Genomic DNA, 19,685 nt, shown 5'->3' with positions numbered 1-19,685 from the left:
GGTCATGCTAGAGCCTGACCAGAATCAGGTAGCACGCCCGGTTCTGGCCAAGCTATTAGCGGTTTTACTTACGCGCCGAAAACTCAGCTATCCAGTTGTGCAACGCTGTAACGTCAGCCTCAAACACCGCCAGTTCAAGCGCGCTGCTCTGCAGCTCTCCTGATTGAGCATGCTCGAACACGGAGTAGCGGGTCATCAAATCATCAATAAATGAGCAGTCATCAGCGGTTACCTTGGCAACTTTATCTAGCTTGCCCTGGGTATTAATCGCGCGGCGGAAGCGGCCCACCACATCTGCCAGCAGAATGTACTCGATCGCTTTCTCCACGATGATTCTGAAATCACTACAAGCACTCTTGGCGAGCACCTCATAGCTATCGACTTCGGCATTCTCTGGTGCTTCTTCAAGCGCTTGATCGTGTGGTCGATCAGGCCCTTCACCGCGTTAGCTGGTTTGGCGTCTCGGGCACTTTGAGTAGCCACGATGCCGGCGCTTTTGTCCATCCTGCACCGTTCCGCTGAAAGCCTCAGGCCGGTCTATCGACTCGCAGAGAGTCCGGTAGGAGCTGTCCTCATCAATGGCATGCTTGGCCTTAGGCTGGGGGCATCCTTTTCAAACCATCCAAAGCATGCCCTCAGACACCCCCGGGTGTGGCAATCAGATAAACAGCCTGCCCGACGAAGCCTAGAGACTCTCAGGGTCGCCAAAGAACATCTGAATGAGGCTCTATTTCGATAGTTTTAGGCCGAAAATTGCCGGTTATGCCCATGCATTTGCCCCCACTCGCACTCAGTACACGAGCGATTGCGAACGGGTATCACTGACAGTGATCCAGTATGGCACTTGGTGGTTTTCGGTGGAACGCCCCATTTGAAATTGGCAGGTACGCCCGGAATGATCGTCATTGATCGCATGTTGCAGGCGCGCGGTGAAATCTTTCTGCGCTCGTAGCCAAATGCGTGGCTGGTCGAGCGCCATGATGAGCGGTCGCTGACTGCTGGCCAGCTGACCATTACTTCCAGTCAGTTGGACTACCATGCGCCGCGCGTATAGGTTTGCTTCCTGCAGGCCATACCTAAGTCAGTCATCTTGGTCGTTTTCCAGTTGAGTGCTGTTCGAGTGAAAAAAATGGTTCGTAGCCGCCCGGCAATCCATACCTCTAGAACAAGCTACACAGGTGACGCGTCTTGTGTTCATTGGTCACTTTTTGCGACGTTAAGATCCTTGCTACACGCACCTCATTTCAGTCCGCGCACCTGTCATTACTAATCTCCTCGGTGGTGGCAACTCCGTTCCGACGTAGAGTAGAGTGGCTCTCTGCCACCTGGAGGCGTTTTTACTCAGCGAGCATTGCTGGGACATTCAAAGGAGATTGACGTTGAAGTGGATCAAAGCGCTCGAACTGGAGCAGTGGGCCGATACGCTCCAAGCTAAGGATAAAATGCCAGGCCTCGTGGCCGAGTTGATTTGGGGTACTGCTTCGAAAGTCAGGAGGCTGAGGTTCCTGCAGGGTGACAAGGGCCAAGTTCGTGGTTTTGACGGATTTCTTGACGTCGACTCAATCTCCTCCTTTGTGCCTGATGGGATGTCTATTTGGGAGTTTGGAACCAACGGCGCCGGAAAATCCAAGGCTGAATCGGATTACAAGAAGCGCACTGATGAGGTCGATGAGAAAACCAGGACCAAGTGCACATTGGTTATCGTGACGCCTAGGACTTGGAATACGCCGACCGAGAAAGTGGAGGACTGGCTTGCTGAGAAAAACGGTCTCAAGGATTGGAAGAGTGTTGTCTATCTTGACGGCCCTTTGCTGGAGGATTGGCTTGCCAAATGCCCGGCCGTGGCATCTCGGTGGGCGAGTTGCGAGCTCAGAATCGCACCTCAGAATGGTGTTCTCAGTACGGAGGAGTTTTGGCAGTCCTTCTCAAGTCGCTTCGCACCTCCACTCGTGGAAGATGTCTTGCTCGCCGGACGCGAAACTCAAGCCGAGGAGCTGCTGCAGAAAATTACCCAAGAGGGCGGGCGCCTGGCATTTGCTGCTGACACCCCCGATGAGGTTATAGCTTTCACCGTCGCCGCTATACGCATGGCTCCCGAGGCGGTACGCAGACCGCTCGAAGCACGTACCGTGATCGTGGAGACAGAGGACGCTGCGAGATTTCTGATTAACACATCAAATCTCATCTATTTGCCTCGAAACGCTGCTCGCAGCTGCGCGGGGCAGCTCAAGTCTTATGGGCCCACAGTTATAAGTGCCGGCGCAGACGAAAAAAAGCACGATCACGTTGAATTGCGTCGACCAACTAGCCGTGAACTTGGTAAAGCTTTCGTCAAGATGGGTATGTCGGACGACGAGGGGTACGAGGCTGCACGCAAATGTGGGCGAAGTCTGGCAGTGCTGGCAAGGCAGTGCCCTGGCGGCACCGCTGAAAAGCCTACGTGGCTCGAAGATGCAAAACCGCTAATACCGGTAATGCTCGCGGGCGCATGGGTGTCCGGTAGCGAACTTGATCAGTCTGTTTTCAGCTCTCTGAGTCAGAAGGACTACGACGAAGCGGAGGACGAACTGCGCAAGTACCTGGTCATGCAGGACTCGCCCATCGAGTGCGTAGGCAATCTGTGGGCAACCAAGGCGTCAGTTGATGCATTCCTGCATCTTGCCCCCCTAATTGGGCGTAGGCACCTTCAACTGTTCAAAGATGCTGTGGCCACCGTCTTTGACAAAGCAGCACAGTCGCACACCCCCCCTAGTGCGGATGAGCCGTTCGTGCTCCACGATAAGCGTGAGCGCGAGACCTCACACAGCGACCACCTTAGAAACGGTTTGATGACCACACTGCTTCACATGGCTGTACTGCACGAGCCAGCAGGGTTCACCATTGCAGGTGGTCACCCTCAAGCTTTCGTAGATGACCTAATTCGTTCGCTCCCGGGTTTATCGTCCGATCACAGGCTGATGGCAAGCTTGGGACAAGATCTGGCGTTGCTGGCGGAGGCATCTCCTAATTCTTTTCTAGAGGCCCTTGAGCGTCAGCTTGAGGGCGCATCGCCTTCGATCCGTCCCATTTTTGACGAGCATCCTGGGATGCTCACCCCTGTCACATATCACTGCGGTCTGCTGTGGGCGTTGGAGGTGCTTGCTTGGGATTCCGTGTTGCTTGATCGAGCAGTGCTCTGCCTTGCGAAGCTTGCTGCAATTGACCCAGGTGGCAAACTGAACAATCGGCCTATCAATAGCCTGCGAGCCATTTTCCTCTCGTGGGTACCAGGGACCGCGGTCAAAACAAAGCGCCGGTTGGCTGTCTTGCAGGCAACTGTGCAAGCTGTTCCGAGTATCGCTTGGCCACTGCTCGCTAAGCTGCTGCCTCAATCTAGCGACAACAGTTCACCTACGGAAAAACCAAAGTTTAGAGAGTACGAGCAGGATCACGGTGAAACCCTGACTTACGGTTTGGTCTGGGAAAGTGAAGCTAAAATCGTGGCACTGGCGATCGATGAAGTCGGCCTGAGTGCGGAGCGTTGGAGCACACTAGTTGACGCGTTGCCCAACCTTCAAAATGACCCGTTTGAAGCGGTTGTCGACCGTCTCGACGAGGTGCTGAGCGCTTTGGAGGGGGACGCCCGAACGATAATCTGGAAGGCTTTGCATCGAGAGGTTAAGCGTCACCAAAAATATTCTAGCTTCGACTGGGCGATGCCGCAGGAGCGAGTGGAAAGGCTGGCGCACCTAATCGACAAGTACTTGCCCACAACGCTGGTGGAAACCTACAGTTGGCTCTTCGATGATTTCATGCCACCTGTTGAAGGGGTTGATGACGAGGATGCTGATCCGATCAAGGTTGTTGACTGCGCTCGCCTGAGTGCTTTGAAGGAAATCCACGAGTCGCTGGGAGTCCAGGGATTCCTGAAATTGATGGGGTGCGTGAAGGTTCCACGGCTGGTTATCTATTCAGCCCGAGGTCTTGAGCTGCCCTATGACCAGCTCTTCGAACTGTTCAGCAGCCTTATCAGCAGCTCTGTTCAAGAACTGGAACTAGCGGCGGGTTCGGCGATGGCGGATGGAATAGCTCGCTATGGGCAGAGATGGGAAAAGGCCGCACGCGCGGCTCTACAGAATGGCGTACTAAGTCCCGATCGTATCGGGCGAATGTTTGAGTCTCTGCCGGAGCAGATGCAAACTTGGCTGTACGTAGCGTCATTTGGCGAGGAGATTGAACGTGCCTATTGGACGCAAAAATCACCATACCCCATTGCTGCTGGCACAGAAGAGCTTCTGTTTGCCGTCGAAAAATACCGCGCTGTGGAACGCCCTACTGCTGCATTGAGTGCTGTATCGCGTCGGCTCAGTGAAATCCCAACAAATGATGTCGTGTCTCTACTGGCTGATGGCGTTGCAGAGCGAAATTCCAGCCCAGGAGCTCGGATGGCGTCTAGCTTCTTTGACATTGAGAAAGTCATCAGCGATTTGTCCGAGCGATCGGATGTCACGCTTCAGCAATTGGCGGGCTTGGAATTCATCTACCTTCCTGCGCTTCGTAACGATCCGCGAGCCCTGCATAGAATGCTGCTTGAACAACCCAGTTTCTTTATGGAAATGCTCTGTAAGGTTTTCAGGGCGAAAGATGAGGATCCAAGGGAAGTCTCCGAACATGATCGAAAATACGCTACTAACGCTTATCGCTTGCTCAAGAGCCTTAAGACGCTGCCCGGACAAACCGATCAAGAGGTGGACGAGCCTGCGCTGCTGGGATGGTGCTTAGACGTTCGACGATTGGCTAAAGAGCAAAATCGTCAGGCCATTGCTGATCAATTGATCGGTCAAGTATTGGCTCATGCTCCGTTGAGTCTAAAAGACGAGGCATGGCCTCATGAGGCCGTGCGTAGTGTCATTGAGTTATTGGCATCCGCGGAGATTGAGCGTGGCATCAGCATCGAAAGGATCAATATGCGGGGTGTATTCAGTAAGCAGATCGGGGAGGGCGGTGACCAAGAGCGTGCCCTGGCCCGTCAATCTCGTGAGTGGGCAGAAGTGTCCTCGGAGTTTGTACGTACCAGCGCAATGCTTCAGCGTATTGCCCAATCTTGGGATGCTGACTCCGAGCGTGCAGACACGGCGGCACAGCAGCAAGCCTTACGCTTTTGAAAATGAGGGGATCGTGGCTTCAAGATCACGATGCCCCTTTTGAGATACTTGCTTGTATTCCGTTCAAGGAGCTCGCTTATGCTGACTGCATTCCAGTATGGCACTTAGTGGTTTTCATCGACTCGAGTTCGGCCTTACGTTTGCTGCGTTACTGCTCACAAGCCTACCGCTTCCTCATTCCAGAGGGCAGTACCTGGGGCTCCTCAACGCAGGATGCTTGACGTTTGAGGCTACGAGCATGATTACCTTTGTTTCGCTCAGCAGCGGCAATCCTTGGATATTAGACGAACTTGCTATCGGTATTCCCGACTGCAATGTATCGATAAAAAGTGAGCAATTAAGGGAGCGGTCATGCCATTCGTCTTCGTTCATGGCGTTAACAATCGGAAAGGCGCTGAATACGATCGGGAGGAACAGGTAAGAGCAGCGTTTCTCCGGAAAATTGTCGCACCTGTCGTCGGAATTGATCCGGAGCACTCTGTCTACGCGCCGTATTGGGGGGGAGACGGAGTCAGCTTCTGGCGAGACCTAGAGGTGATCCCGAAGGGTAGCGAGGTGGAAACCTTTGGGGGCGGCGGCAGCGAGCTCCCCCCATCCTTGGGTATCAGCGTGGCGGACGGTGTCGTACAGAACGGCGATACCCTCGATGCGCTGGCGCGACGTCGTCCCGATGTGGCTATCGACTTGCTGTTCGACGCCGTCATCCAGGACGCCCAGACCGATGCGGACATCCGCGCTGTGGCCAAGGCCTATCAATTGGCTCAGGATCGATTGGCTGATCTCGATGCGCCATGGCTGGCTGAGTGCACCAAAGACAACGTGCTGGATCAAGTGTTCGATGGTATTAACCCGGTGGAGAGTGCCGGGAACGTCGAGACTTTCGGCGGCGGTGGCCTGTGGGGCATGCTAGAGGAAGGCGCAAAACGCCTGACGCTGCTCGGTCCTGATCAGCTTTCCCATGCTGTCGTGGCCGCGTCGCGCCGGCCCTTGACGCGCAAAGTCGCCACCTTCATTGGAGATGCGTTCAGGTATCTGGCGGAGCGCGGCGATGGCACGACGCCTGGCCCGATCGCTGCTGCCGTCCTCGAGTCGCTGCGTGAGGCCTCCGCCTTAGCCCGCGCAAAGGGCGAACCCTTGGTGGTCATCAGCCATAGCTTCGGCGGTGAAATCGTCTACGACATCCTCACACATTACGCCGAAGGTTCGGATCTCGAGATCGATGTCTGGGTTACGGTTGGGTCACAGGTCGGGCTGTTCGAGGAGATGTCGCTGCTCTGGGCTAGTCCCGGACGAACAGACCCCACCGCCGTTCCTCGTGAGGCCATCGCATCGCCAAAGCGTGCGAAGCGCTGGCTGAATATCGTCGACACCAATGATGTACTTGGCTTCCTTGTCCTGCCGACGTTCACAGGGGCTGTGTCCGCTACCGTGCATGATTTCAAATACAACACCGGCTTCCCCGTTACTGGCGCGCATTCCGGGTATTTCAAGTGGCCGAGCTTCTATAAGAGGTTGGCACAACGTATCAGTGGGAGAGCCTAAGCTGATGACCCAGATTCGACTGTTACTGTCGTCCGATGCTCCAGGCACTCATGTATTAATTATCGGTGTCGGGTATTACCAGCACCTGCGAGGAGGACCTGATTCGCGCGATAGGGTTCACCTGGGGCTCAATGTGCTGGAGTCGCCGCCGGCCTCCGCCATGGACCTGGCCCGTTGGATAATCGGAGGGGATGGCATCGGTGGCGGCTTGAACAACCCAAACGCGCCACTCACGACGCTGGAGATCCTGGTTTCTTCGCAGCAGAGCGAACAGCTAGATGTGGCCGGTGCGCAGTATGCGATAGAGCGCGCGTCGCTGCCGCAGGTCCAAAGCGGGTTCGATCGCTGGCTGGAAGAGGTCCGACGCCATCCCAACAACGTGGGCATGCTGTATTTTTGCGGACACGGCGTGATGGGCAATGGCCCGGAGCACATCCTGCTGCTAGATGATCATGGTGCCAACCGCAATCGGCCTTTCCAGACCGGTAGCTTCGATCTGTCAAACACCGTGCGTGCGTTGTGGCGCCAGGTGAGTGCCCAGCTCTACATCTTCATCGACGCCTGCCGAACCTATGACCGGCGCGTCGGCGACCGGATGGGAGCCCGACCGGCTCCCTTATTGGACGACGGAGCGTCCTCGGCTAACATTAATCGCGGCACCACCTGGATCGAATCCACGGGTGAGGGTTTGCCAGCCTATGGCGACGTCAACGGTGTGTCCCGCTTCACAGATGCCTTGCTACAAGCACTGGACGGCTATTGCGGTGCCCCGCAGCCGGGTACCCCCGTATGGCTGGTCAACGGTAGTGCGTTGTCGCAAGCCGTGCCCAAGTTGCTGGCGATGGTGAACAAGGAGCGCGGCGGTGAGCCGCAGGCCTGCGCGCCCCATCCCTCGGGGGCTGTTGATGCGCCGTTGCATCAGACCATGCAGATCCCCAAGGTCAAGGTTGAGATTGAGCTCTCGCCAGAGGCGCTGCGAGTGCTGAGCCGATACGAGATCCATAACCTAGTCGATGCAACGGTACCGCCCATCATTGGTGGTCAGGTCGCCGGCATCTGGCGCACGGAAGCCCGCAAAGGCATGTATGAGGTCCGTATCGCATCGACTAAGCCCTATGCAAGTGGTGCCCAGTTTTTCGAGCCGCCGCACTATCATTTGCCCGTCGAGGTGCAACCATGAGCCGGCAATCGCTGCAGATCCAATTGGTGATACGGGGTGAACGCGGTTACTCACGATCTTTCCTTCCCGTGAGCATCGTTGACGCCCGAGGTCAAGTGCTCAGCACGGGCACGGTCACGTCGCGGAGACCTACAGAATTGGGCTACGAGCGCGGAGACAACCCTGTCTTCGTCCGATTGAACCTGCCCAATGGCACAACGGAGACGCGACCACTTTTGACGGGCGACCGAATATGGCACGACGAAGTGACGTTCCGAGTTGGTGACGATGTCGCTACGTCCGATTGGATGGCTTGGTCTGCCGCGCGACTTGATGTGAAGCGCCAAGGTGGCGCCTTGCTAAACCAGCCTGGCATGGAGGACGCATGGTTTCAACTTTGGGAAAAGACCCCGGACGCCGTGCGTTGGCGTCAGGTCCCGATTGAATTGCGACTACGCGAGCTTCACCGCTCGCGGGAGGCTATCCAATTGGAGCTTGGATATTCGCAGTATCCTCGTGCTCTGGTGGTGCGTCTCGACAGCGATAGTCCCCAGATCGTGTCGTTGCCGATTTTTGAAACGAGCGTGCTCGTGATGATGTTGCGGACGCTCTCCGGAAGGGTGAAGCCTCGGGTGGTTGTTGGCGGGTATAGCCCGAATGCCGAAGCCATCATGGAGTTCCTGCGAGCTGGCCGGCTAGGCTCGGTGGAAACGCTACTCGACCCCGGAAGCGAGCTCGCGCACCGGCTGCTGCACCTCAAGGTTGAGGATCCCATCGCTGCGACCGCGGCAGCCTACTACCTGCTTCGCAAGCGAGATTGGGATCGGCTGCCCCCCCTTTGGCTGGATAACCTTGCACACTGGTATGAAGGAATTCCAGATGCCCAATTGATCCGTGCCGCTAGCCGGATCGAGCGTGGGATGCCAATCGGCGATGCTGCCAATCTTGCGGTGGAAACACTGTCGCATTTCCTTGATCGCGGCATTCCACTGTTCGCCGAAGCGACTTGGTTGTTGAGTGATCTCCTGGCACTCGCGGAGAAGGCTGAGGAGCCGCTCGACGCTCGGATGGCCAAATCGCTGCGCAAGATGCTCGCCTCCTCTCGTCCGTCAGGTTTGAGCTTCGGATTCGCGGGTAACGCACCGGACAGGCCGATGGCCGCGCACGATGCTTTCGAGCAGCGCCAAGGTACACAGAGTGGGCAACTGCTTGCCGAAGCCGTGCGACAGATACGCGATCTCTCGGTTTTGAGGCCTGCCTTGCTGCCGTCACCGCTGGACTTGGAGCCGGCGAGCCGGCAGCTTAGGGTCGCCGTCGACGCCCTCAGAACGGGCGTGGACGTGCTGCTGTCAACTCCGAGGCGCTCCGTGCCGGGCAGTGCAGCCAAAACACTATTTCTGCGAGAAGTGCTGGGCGAAGAAAAGAGAGACGCGCAATGAGCCGGACCATGAATGCGCTCTTGATCGGCAATGCGGAATACGAAGACGGTGATGTACTTAAGAACCCGGCCAACGATGCGCAGGACATGGCGGCCGCCCTGATGCAGTGCGGCTTCACGGTGATCGAGAAGACCGACTGCCACCGCGAAGGAATGGATCGCGTCCTCAAGCGATTCCAACGCACGCTGAAGGGCAGCGATGTGGGGCTATTCTTCTTCGCTGGGCACGGGGTACAGGTCCAGGGGGAGAACTATCTCGCAGCGGTAGATACGGACGCGAGCGATGAGATCTCGCTCAAACACTCTTCGCTCTCGCTCAACCGGGTGATCGAAGTCATGGAGAACTCTGGCTGCGCGACCAGTATCATTATTCTTGATGCGTGTCGCCGCAATCCGTTCGGCCGGGCCTGGACGCGCGCGATTGCCTCTCGCGGGCTGGCACCGGTGTATGCGCCACGCGGCACGCTGATCGCCTTCGCAACTTCGCCGGGCCAGAATGCCAGCGATGGCGCAGGTCGGAACGGTGCCTACACGGCTGCGCTGCTGCAGCACCTGGCTACGCCCGACTGCTCTATCGAGAACATGTTCAAGCGAGTGCGGAACTCGCTGAGCGCTGCGACGAGAGGCAAGCAGATTTCTTGGGAGCACACATCCCTGGCCACCGAGTTCTTTTTCAACCTGAGCCTGGGAGTGCGCATCGATCTCTATGACGAGACGGCGCTTAGTGACAGCCTGTTCGTACTGGATGATGCCAAGGCCTCGCACCGCATGATCCGGGAACTCAAGAGCAGCACGTGGCCGCGCCAGAACCCGGCCGTGCTTGAGCTCACCTCCGCGGTAGCCAATCGAGTTTCCGTCGACGGTCTCTTCGTGTTGGGCCGTAACCTGTATCAGGCGGCTTGCGGTGAGTCTAACGCGGCTGTGGCATACATTAGCGATTTCGCGACTCGCTCAGCTGGCATCAAAGAAGAAAAGCGGAAGGCACTTCTTGATGGCATGCTCTTCGAGGCGTTCTATGATCGCGACGGGAAGCTACGTAAACGCTTCAAACTGCGCAAGTTTGGACCGTTATTTGCCTTGCAGCGCCACAAGAGTCTTCACTCGAGCTTCGACTTCATCGCGGAATGCCTGTTGCCAGATGCAGCTCGTTTCCATGCCATCCCGGGCAAGCGTCATGAGGTAGTGGTCGACGTCGTTACTGCTCCTGGTGCCCGTGAAGGGCACCACATACTTTCCGCAGTACACCACGGGGGTGAGGACATCCTATGGGTTGAAGACGAAGACTATGAGCCGAAGCCTGGCGATCCACCGATGCGCGAGCGGCTAACGATAGACAAGTTTGAGGCACGGCTTGCTGAGCAGATGGTGGTGGCACCACATCTGCTGTGCATCAACTATCTGTCGTTCGCACGCGAGGGCACCGAAAGAGTTCACTTTCCTTATGGTTGGACCGTCAGTCGGTAGTGAGGGCAGACATAGTCGTTCTCAGATCAGTACTCCGGTGATTGGCAATGGATGTCGAGGCGGGTTACCGATGCCGCAACCGCAAGGCATTGAAACGGTATGGGTCAACGGGGTGTTGTCGTTCAGTCAGAGGCCCCGCACTGGTGAGCGGGGCGGGCGATTCCTTCGGCGTGGGGACTCGTTCACAGATGACTCGTTCGAGAGTTGAATGTCCTGAACGTGTTGTGCAGGCGCGTTACTAGACCACCTTCAGCTTGGCAACGCTCTTGCCATCGCCCACTCGACCGAAGTTAAGGGCTGCGTAAATCGCAGACCAGTTTCCAGGAGCACAGGTAATACACCCATCGGATTCACGCCCAGGGTGAATGTACCTGTCGCCCTGATGCCCGATTCGAAACCACACGGTAGCAAATTCGCCGTAAGGCAGCCCCAGGTCATGGGGAAAGTCAGCGATCTCGACATCGTGCGTGCCTTTGGGAGGCGGGGAGGTTGATTTGGTCCTGGCGGGAAACGGTCCCACCGACTTCGAGGTTCCTCCCTCAGCCCAAGTCACTGTGACGCGTCGATCGTAGGTTTTTCCGTCGATGACCACTGGACTGGTTGCGACATCAAACAGCACTTCCACGCTGGATTTGCGCTCTGCCGTTTCCTTGAGGTTGCCCTGTTTGATATCGAATGTGTTGTTGGCATAGATGCCTTCATTGATTACACCGAAATCCCGACCATCCACCTGAGAGGTCACGGTGACGGCTATCCCGGATGGCAACGATGTCCGAGTGCCGGACATGTTGACGCCCATCCAGCCATCTGTCGTGGCCGGTATGAACTTTTTCAGTGCTAGCAGGCTGGCAGGTTGTGAAGAGGCCTGCTCGGGTATCTCCCCTCTCAACAGACGGCCCTGGAGCCTGTCGACCGTTTCCTGCAGATCCGTCAACTGTTGCTTGAGCCGTTGGAGCTCCCCCGAGTCGGTGGACTTGCTTGCTTGGCTTTCAGTCTTGGGGCTTCGATGCTTTGGCATATTTTTCCTCACTTAAGGCCGAGTGGGTGTTTTCTCTCACGAACTTGAAGGCACGTGCGTAGTGGGCCAGTCGACTTCGGGATCGTCCGGCAACCATGTTCCACCGACGGCGTTGATCTTTTGCACCGCATAGCGTCGTGAAGCTTCGAGAGTGCCTGGGGAAAAAGTCTGCCAGTGATAGACCGCCCGACGGCGCACGATGCCGTCCAGCAGATCGCGTGGGTCGACCAGTTCGATGTCTGTTGGGGCCGGGCCGTCGGCATACAAGGAGACGCCGACGTTGATCCCTTTCGGTGTCCATTTGGTATCGCTCATCGCATTGGTGTCCCAACCGTCAAGGGTCAGCAGCGCGAAGCTGGCTGGGTTCGGCGTGAGTTCAGGGGTGGCGAGCATGCTGAAGGACAGGCTTGCCAGAGGACGACTACCGTCCGTGTCTTCGACCAATACCACGCGAAGCATGAGGATATCGCCAGCCTGCAGGGCAGGCGAGGACTCTGGTTGCTCTTTGATCTGCGATAGACGATCGGTTTCGATGGAGAACGTGAGGGTGTCGACCGAGCGATCATGATTGAGCTTGAGCATGAACGCCATGCTGTCGGCATCGTAGATTGCTCCGATAATGGCCGGGTTGTTTGCATCGGTTTGGAACAAGCGCGTAGCGTCCGGTTCGTTGATGCGGATACGTTCCAGATGAAGTTTGACGCACTGTAGCGGTGCCCCTTCAGTTGCAGTCGGCGGGTAGCCAGCAACCTCTTCGCTTTTGAAGGTGACGCTTTGAAATAGAGGCGCAACTTTGTCCCCAGGCGTCGCAGACCGAATTGCCAGGGCAGCTTCGATACGTTCGCCGGGTGCGAGTTTGGAAAGGTCTGCCGCCAAAACGATATCGTTGCGCGGGTTAGCGGGCGAAGTTTGTCGGCTCACTTGCGCGAGTGAGGTCAGGCGGTCGTTGTATTCCGGGTCGTCGAACCGAACATACACAGGCGTTTCGACCTCGCCTTGCGCTGTTGCGCCGGTCATTAGTGCGAAGCGTGCGCGGCGATGCAGCCGGAACCCGCTGGCCTGCGTCTCGATACTCAGCAGCAATTCAAGCAAAACCGGTGTTCCCGGTGGTGAGCTGCGGACCGCTTCCAGGGCAGTGGCCCCCGTGAGGGTGTTTGTGAACCCCTGCAGGACCACCGGCTGTGCCTGTGAGTCGCTGGCCCTCGGTAGCGGTGGCAGGTTGGCTTTGACGATCGTATAGCGGTTGGCTCCGATCACCAAGGCCGCCATCTCGATCGACCAAGCCTCATTGGGCACTTCCCCATAATCCTCCATGGTCTTGAGCGTGATCGAACCTGCCCAGTCGCCCCGCAGAATACCTTTGGCTGGCGCGTTCATCTGGATCTTCGATGCCCAGCGCGAACGCGGAGCGCGGTTCAGGCCCGGCGGCTCGCTACTTACGCCGACTCTGGACACGCGTTCACCATGCACCAGCACGGATTGCGCCGTGCCCACGACGACATGGCCGAGCTCGTGGGAGCTGGCACGTGGCCGATCATTGGTTGCGAGCAGGGGTGGCCTGGGCTGCCGAGTGTGCACCGGCAGTTCACTGGCCCGAGCGCGTTTATGGACTTGCAGAGTGCTTTCTTCCAGGGAAAGACCCATGCGCGACGCCGACCAGGAGCCCGGGCGAAGCGAAATACGGGTGGTGCTCGAGAAGGCCGGGGCAAAGCCCCGTTCTGTACCCTCGGACTTCACCTCTGGGGGCGTACCCGTTGCATGTGATGCAGGCAACAGGCCGCGGGGTGTTGCCGCACCAAAACCTGATGGCAAAGCGAAAGTCAGCTCATAGGGCCCTTTGTCTGGGGCCAATGCAAAAGGACGCAAAGCAACCGTTTCCCGGTCAGCGAGCCAATAGGTTTTACCTGCCTCGCAGGACAGCAATGCGTGTGCTCCTTCGCTCAAGGTCCAGCTTGTTTCCACCCCCGTCGCCGTAAGACGCGGTGTCCAGGACGCATCGGGCCCGGATGGGAGCGGGTCGCTCGCCAGAAGCGCCGGTCGGACCCGCAGCGGAGAGTAGCCTGTAAACAGGCGCTCACTGGCAGGCGCCACTGGCCCGGCCTCGAGCTGCGCTTGTGGCTGCGGCGCCGCAATGTCGACCAACGCTCGGTGGGACTGGAGAGCATCGTCGGCAGGGTCGTTAGATCTAAGCAGGTAAGTGCGCGGGAGGGGGATATCGGGTAGCAGGCCGAAATCCTGCCTGCGGATCATCAGCAGGGCCTGGCTGGCCCAGGGCGCGCTCAACTGCTGGGCCCGCCTGGCCCAGAGCAGGACTTTTTCGCGTAACACCTGCTCTGTAGTCTCGCTGTCAATCTGCAACGCTCGCGTCGCCACACTGATGATGCTCCGCCTGTCCCTGGAGATGGCTTCGACCTGCAGGATAAAGGGGATCTCTGCCTTCGGGGATGTTGCATTCAAGTCTGGTTCGTCGCTCGGCACTACTACAAGATTGGCGGCGGCATTCTCGAGGAAGCGTCGCAGCGCATTGGCATAGACCGATAGCTTGAAGTCAGTACCCCTTTTGAGGTCGTTGTCGTTGGCATCCTTCAAGCTAGCGAAGAAGTCGGCGGCCTCGATGCGCTGCGAACCGGCGAAGCCGAAGGCCAACGGATGCGTGTCGGCTGCTGCGCCCGCGTTGTTGTCAGCAAAGAGACTGGAGAGGATGAAAGCCGTTCCGGCAGTGGGCAGTTCACCGTCGGGCAGGGCACCACCGGGGCTCCGCACCAGTGGCTGGAACACCGCCCGGTGCGCCTTGTCAGCGTTGAACGCGGTGACTGCGCTGGCGCGATCGGCAACGGCGCGGCTGGTCAAGGGCGATCGTGCCAGCTTGCTCAGCGCGGCTTCGATGGTGGGAAATCGATGGGCCTCATAAGCGTCGCTGTCCGGCAGCCAGCGCGTGGTGTGTTTTCCGGCTTCCAGCCGCGACGCGAGCATGCGCTCCAGGGCAGGAGATGCCGCGAGTGGCGCGGGGCCTCTGGCCCACAAACCGAACCCTGGCAGCCCCAGCAGCAAGGGGGCGGCTACACTTTTGGCCAGCGTTGCGGTGTCTGGACTTGAGCGGTCGAAGGCAAGCAGGACGTGGTTGGAAAACTCGATCGCCAGCGCTTCACAGGTAGAGACGGCTGCCTTGACACCTGCGGCGAGCGGCCCGGCGAGACCGCCGCAATCAACCACGGCGGCGTGGTAAACATGGGGAGCAGCCCTCAGGCGCTTGGCAAGGTCACCGACCAGTGGCGCGAAGCCGGTACGCGAGAGCCTGATCTCCGAAGGCAATGCCGGCGCTATCCGCTCCGACAGTGCAGCCGCGAAAACCTCTGCCGAGGATAGCCAGACGACCTGATAGACCTTCCAGCACATCTCAAGCGGCTCATGACCATCTTTGGTTACCCGCGAAAGCTTGTGGTGCACTTCGATCATCAAGGGTAGGCGTCGCTGCTCCGCATCGTGTTTGTTGAGGCTATCGGGCGAGATCGCCTGACCGTCGAACACCAGCCGGACCTGGTGTTGGAAGCTGCCGTTGTCGACGGCGAAATCCGCCGAACGCCCACCGCGCTCGGCTTGTTCCTTGATCACCGGCCAACTCAGTGCGTTATTCAGCTCGAGCTCGCCGTGCAGCCGATAGCCAAGTGACGGGATTGCCCCCTGTTGGTGAGCGTCGAGACTGTCAAGGCTCAACTCGATGCCGGCCCTGCGTACACCCTTGAAGGTAAAGTTTGCACGCAAGCGTCTGTCCAGGACTTTGAAGCCGGGCAGACCGTCTGTACCCTTCACCGGGATGAGCGCCGCCAGAGCTGTGCCGACTGCATGCTTAAGGGTGAAACCACCGAATAATCTGACCTTCTTGTTCTTGATCTTCTTCGCCACCCAGCGCAGTGTCAGCACGCTTTGATCAAGCACAAGGTCGCTCTGGACCGATACATCGGCTGCTACCGTCGTCTTGTCGGAGAACTCATGGACCAGACCGGACGCCGTGGAGGATTGACTGACCAGGTCGTAGATGATTTCACCTTTGAGGCTAGCGCCAGGTTCTCCGAGAAGGAGGCTGTAGTGGAGGGTGGCCGAGGCGCCAGTGGTTGGAACAATATTGTTGTCCGCGTCATATTCTGCCGCTGGCAGCGTCGCGGCCAGCCTGGTCGGGGTGAGTTGGTCCATCAGGTATCGCGACGATTGAGGGCCTGACTCAATGATCAATCCGCGCGCATCATGCTTGAGCGTGCGCTTCACGCTGAACGCCTCACCGCCGACCACGAACTCTATGGTGGCCGTTGTGTTACCGCCCAGCCCAGGTAGGCTATCAAGGATCACCCGTGGCGCGAGGAGGGCGTCTGGGCCTGCAAAAGGGAGTTCGATCTTGCCATCTACCGCCAGTGTTGCTTTGTACTGGTTGCCGTGGCCAGTGAATTCCAGCGTCAATGCGACCTTTCCCCGGGCCGCCGGAAGGGCTTTGGAAACCGGCACGCGCAGGCGCCCCAGGATCTGGATCCTGGTCGGCAGGGCAGTGCCGATCTGCACAACTTGCTTCAGCTCCATCGCTTCGAAAACGAGACCGTCGACGATGATTGAAGCGTCACGCAAGTCCTTGTAGGCCAACGACCAGCGAAAGCCCGCAAGATGATTGTTTTTCCGGCTGGCGCTGTTGGCGCGCTGCACCGAGTCCGCGGTGCCAGTGCCGAACCAGTCCAGGAAGTTCGTTTCTTCGCCGGACCCCGTTACGACGGGAACGTCTGCGCACCAAAAACTTGCCTTGCCAGCGTTGATCACGACGATGGGATCGATCAGGGTCATGAGCCTTACAGGTTCCTTTTCCCCTGCGTTATTTTTGTCGGGCCCTTGTGCATTGTCTTTGACGGTTCGTATGAGCACTTCGCCGGGGATTGCCGGTTCGGATGAGAGTCCGTATTGGTCGATGAAGCCGCCATCGCGACGGCGGAACAGGTCGGCCACGCCGAATCGCAGCTCAATCTTCTCTGAATCGCGCAAAAAGCTGCCCTCCAGACCAACCAGATCGTTGTACGCAGGCAATCCTGCAAACTGCCATGGAGTTTTAGAGGCGCTCGCCAGATTGAATTGATAGCGGCCAATTGATGTCAGCTTTTTCTTCGCAACCGTCACCTCGGCCGCGACCGACGGTGGTTGGCTCAGCGGGTAGCTCATCTCGCCGAAGACGCCTTCGAGGGTCCATTTATCCTTCGAAAGCCTGCGAAGCAGCGTCCGACCATCGAGGGCGGCGAGGGCCGCCCGACGGTTCAGGTCGAGACGCACCCGGTCCCAACCATTGGTCGAGGTGATGTAATCGAGTTGATTGGGATCGGCATTATCGACTTTCAGCCTGCAACTGGGGCCGTTGCCTTCCAGAGGGGTGAAACACGCCTCACTGACCGGCGGCAATGTTCCATTGTGACCGGCAAGATCAGGGGCGGGAGCCGGTGGTGCCGATGCCAGGGCATAGCGTTCGTCACGCAGTGCAAGATCGTGCCGGAAGAAGGCGCACACCCCGGTGGTATCGTAATTGCCCCAGCCGGCTCCAAGCTCCAGCCCTGTTGGCTCCCGTTCGCCGACTTGCAGCGATACGCTTGGCAACGTTGTGACCGCCATGGCGATCTCGTCAAACCAGGGTTGCGTCTTCATGAGCGGTGCAAGCGGGCGTGTCAGGGTTGCGGTTTTGAAGGCGCCGAGCTGGGTCCACTCCCCCTTGATGGTGATTGCCATCGTGGGGGTATCGAATGCCAGGGGCGCCTCATACCTCAAGCGGGCGGCCAGCGGACGCTCGTTGACGACCAGCGGGGCCAGGGCCCGGACGCCGGAGGGTAGTGTCCGTTGCGTCCCGGTGACAGCCAGCGGCAGTGTCTGGATAGTCGGCAGGCTTGCGTGGGCCAACCACATCCAGGGTTGCAGGCTACCAGGCCAGTCCTGGTCCCGAGGCCGAACGTCCAGGTGTGTCGTCAGCGTGACTGTTGCCCCCGACGCGACTTGAGCTTGCCCACTGTCATTGGCGTTGATCTTGAAACCTGACAGTGAGGCTTCGAGACGGATCGCAGGTCCCGCGAGGGTCCGCCCCTGTTGCCACAGCTGCGCCTCGATGCCCCTGAGCAGGCTCGCGGATACGGCTCGCAGGCCAATAGTGCGCAGCGCACGCTCGGCGTGATCGGGCAGCAGACGTTCGGAGGTCTGGGCAAAGGGCGTCACAAGAAAAAGGTTATCGAACGACGCAGTGGCTCCGGACACATTCACTTGGGCGCTGACCACTACGCTGCTTTCGATATGGATGGCAAGTCTGGCGGTGCAGGCGGTCGCCGAGCCCAGGCTCAAACCCCAGATACGTTGTGCCGGGTCATGATGGCGGCGCTCCGGACGATTGCCGAAGGTTAGTGCACCCGACAGCCCGCTGGGCATTGAAAGCTCTGGCGCTGCGGATTGCGGTTCCGCCCTCTGCCCAAGGGCAGTCAGCAACGTCGCGAGATTACCGGCGATGGCGTTGGGCAGTGGCCAATGCAGCCAGCCTCCGGTAATCGGCGTAAAGGCCCACAGAAGGTCCAGCGGCATATGCGCGACGGGAGGCGACAGGCCCGCCGCCTGGCGGACTGTCTGCGCCGTTTCGATGATTGGCAGGGCCAGCGTTATTTCTGGTGTCTCCTGCGATGCGGCGCGTTGGCGGAAACTGAAGCTCTCGCCCTTGTCCTTCGAAAAGTCGTAGAGGGCCACGATGCCCTCGGCGGTGGCGGGGTCGCCGACGGTGACCGACAGGTCGAAACGACCTGATCCCTTGGGACCGGGTACGCACCGGACACCGTTTGCCTGGATGGTCAGCGTCGAGAGGGCGCCTGCACCGTCGGGCTGATCGGAGAGCCGAATGTCGAGCCCTGGGCAGGTGATCGTCAGGGGCTGGCCGATGCGGCCAAGCAGCGGGCCTTCAGCCTGCGCTTCCTGCCAGAACAGGTGTTCGGGCAGGACAGGAGCGTTGGGTGCGACCTGCAGCCAGTTAGGCCGGCCAGGCGCCTCGTCGCTGCGGCGCAGTATGGCTTCCAGCTGCCGGGTCGTGTCCTTCCAGGGATCGTAGCCGGTCTGCGGATCGATCCATGGAGTGAGACCGCGTACCGATCCACCCGTGTCCGGATCGACTCGCACGGTAGCCTTGAACCAACCGCTTACCTTGAGTGGGCTCTTGTCCTTGTCGCTCATCCACGGAATGGCTCGGCACCCTGTCAGGCAGAACCCGTCGGGTAGGAGCACGATCTGGTTCCAGTGCTCCGGCGGGACCGCTGAGGACGGCTCAGGCGGCTCCAGGCCAAGCTTCAGCCGCAGGTTTTTCATGTAGCTCGCGTCGACAAGGTAACGCAGGCTACCGTGCAGCAACTGCATTGCTGGCAGGAAGGTCCTGGTCATGCCAGCGGGTACCGGTTGGCCACCGAACGGCGCAACAACGAGCGGTGTACTGGCCGTCGGCTTGGCGCCATTGATAAAGCCGAGCTCGGTTAACTTGACCTTGCGCACCGTGTCGTTGTCGTCGACATTTTCGTTCGCGATGGTATCAACAGCCAACAGGCTCATCCGCGTTGCAGAACGGTTGCTGTCGTCGGCCTGGAGCAGGCTGGCGACCTGAGCACGGAGCAGAATGGGCGTTGCGTAGGCGTCAAGGCCACCGAGAGTGTGCGCCGTGCCTTCCTCGAACAGCAAGCGCAGCGCCGGAGTCTGGGCCGGGTCAACCGCCTCGTGCAGCGTGATGCCAAAGGACCAGAGCACTCCCATCAGCCGGATCCTCGGCAGCTCCAGGGTGGTCCATTGACGCGCCGATTCTTGACTGGCCGAACCGCCGTAGTCCTTGGTACGTGGGGTGAAGTGCGGCGGAAACAGTGCTCTGTAGATGTAGGGTTCGGCCACGAT

The 19,685-nt window shown here is 58.7% G+C and carries 8 protein-coding genes; 5 read left to right on the top strand and 3 right to left on the bottom strand.

Annotated features, from left to right (window positions below):
- Nucleotides 1–64: 64 nt before the first annotated feature.
- Nucleotides 65–367, bottom strand: a complete 303-nt coding sequence (locus AC1D19_RS02240; RefSeq protein ID WP_477762224.1) for a hypothetical protein — start codon at nt 365–367, stop codon at nt 65–67.
- 1,012 nt (nt 368–1,379) lie between these two features.
- On the opposite strand from AC1D19_RS02240, the gene AC1D19_RS02235 reads away from it, so the two are divergent.
- The 5 genes from AC1D19_RS02235 to AC1D19_RS02215 all read left to right on the top strand — a co-directional run bounded on the left by AC1D19_RS02235 (nt 1,380) and on the right by AC1D19_RS02215 (nt 10,747).
- A complete protein-coding gene (locus AC1D19_RS02235; protein ID WP_477762223.1) occupies nt 1,380–5,144 on the top strand; it encodes a hypothetical protein in 3,765 nt (1,254 codons plus the stop codon).
- A 351-nt stretch (nt 5,145–5,495) separates the two neighbouring features.
- Nucleotides 5,496–6,686 (top strand): hypothetical protein, encoded by a 1,191-nt coding sequence (locus AC1D19_RS02230; RefSeq protein ID WP_477762222.1) that lies wholly within the window; start codon nt 5,496–5,498, stop codon nt 6,684–6,686.
- A 4-nt stretch (nt 6,687–6,690) separates the two neighbouring features.
- A complete protein-coding gene (locus tag AC1D19_RS02225; protein ID WP_477762221.1) occupies nt 6,691–7,866 on the top strand; it encodes a caspase family protein in 1,176 nt (391 codons plus the stop codon).
- On the top strand, nt 7,863–9,284 hold the full coding sequence (locus tag AC1D19_RS02220) for a hypothetical protein (RefSeq protein WP_477762220.1): 1,422 nt from the start codon (nt 7,863–7,865) through the stop codon (nt 9,282–9,284). Before AC1D19_RS02225 ends, AC1D19_RS02220 begins: the two co-directional genes overlap by 4 nt.
- An 8-nt stretch (nt 9,285–9,292) precedes the next feature.
- Nucleotides 9,293–10,747 (top strand): caspase family protein, encoded by a 1,455-nt coding sequence (locus AC1D19_RS02215; protein ID WP_477762219.1) that lies wholly within the window; start codon nt 9,293–9,295, stop codon nt 10,745–10,747.
- A 238-nt stretch (nt 10,748–10,985) separates the two neighbouring features.
- Here the strand turns inward: AC1D19_RS02215 and AC1D19_RS02210 are convergent, their stop codons facing one another.
- Together AC1D19_RS02210 and AC1D19_RS02205 are read right to left on the bottom strand one after the other, a co-directional pair.
- Nucleotides 10,986–11,765, bottom strand: coding sequence for a hypothetical protein (locus AC1D19_RS02210; protein ID WP_477762218.1), 780 nt, complete (start codon nt 11,763–11,765; stop codon nt 10,986–10,988).
- A gap of 36 nt (nt 11,766–11,801) precedes the next feature.
- The gene (locus AC1D19_RS02205; protein WP_477762217.1) at nt 11,802–19,682 is read right to left on the bottom strand and encodes a hypothetical protein; all 7,881 of its coding nucleotides are present in this window, start codon (nt 19,680–19,682) and stop codon (nt 11,802–11,804) included.
- Between the last annotated feature and the right edge of the window lie 3 nt (nt 19,683–19,685).

It is taken from the genome of Pseudomonas sp. P1_C12 (genome assembly GCF_056406435.1).
This window is presented reverse-complemented; position numbering and strand designations above follow the sequence as displayed.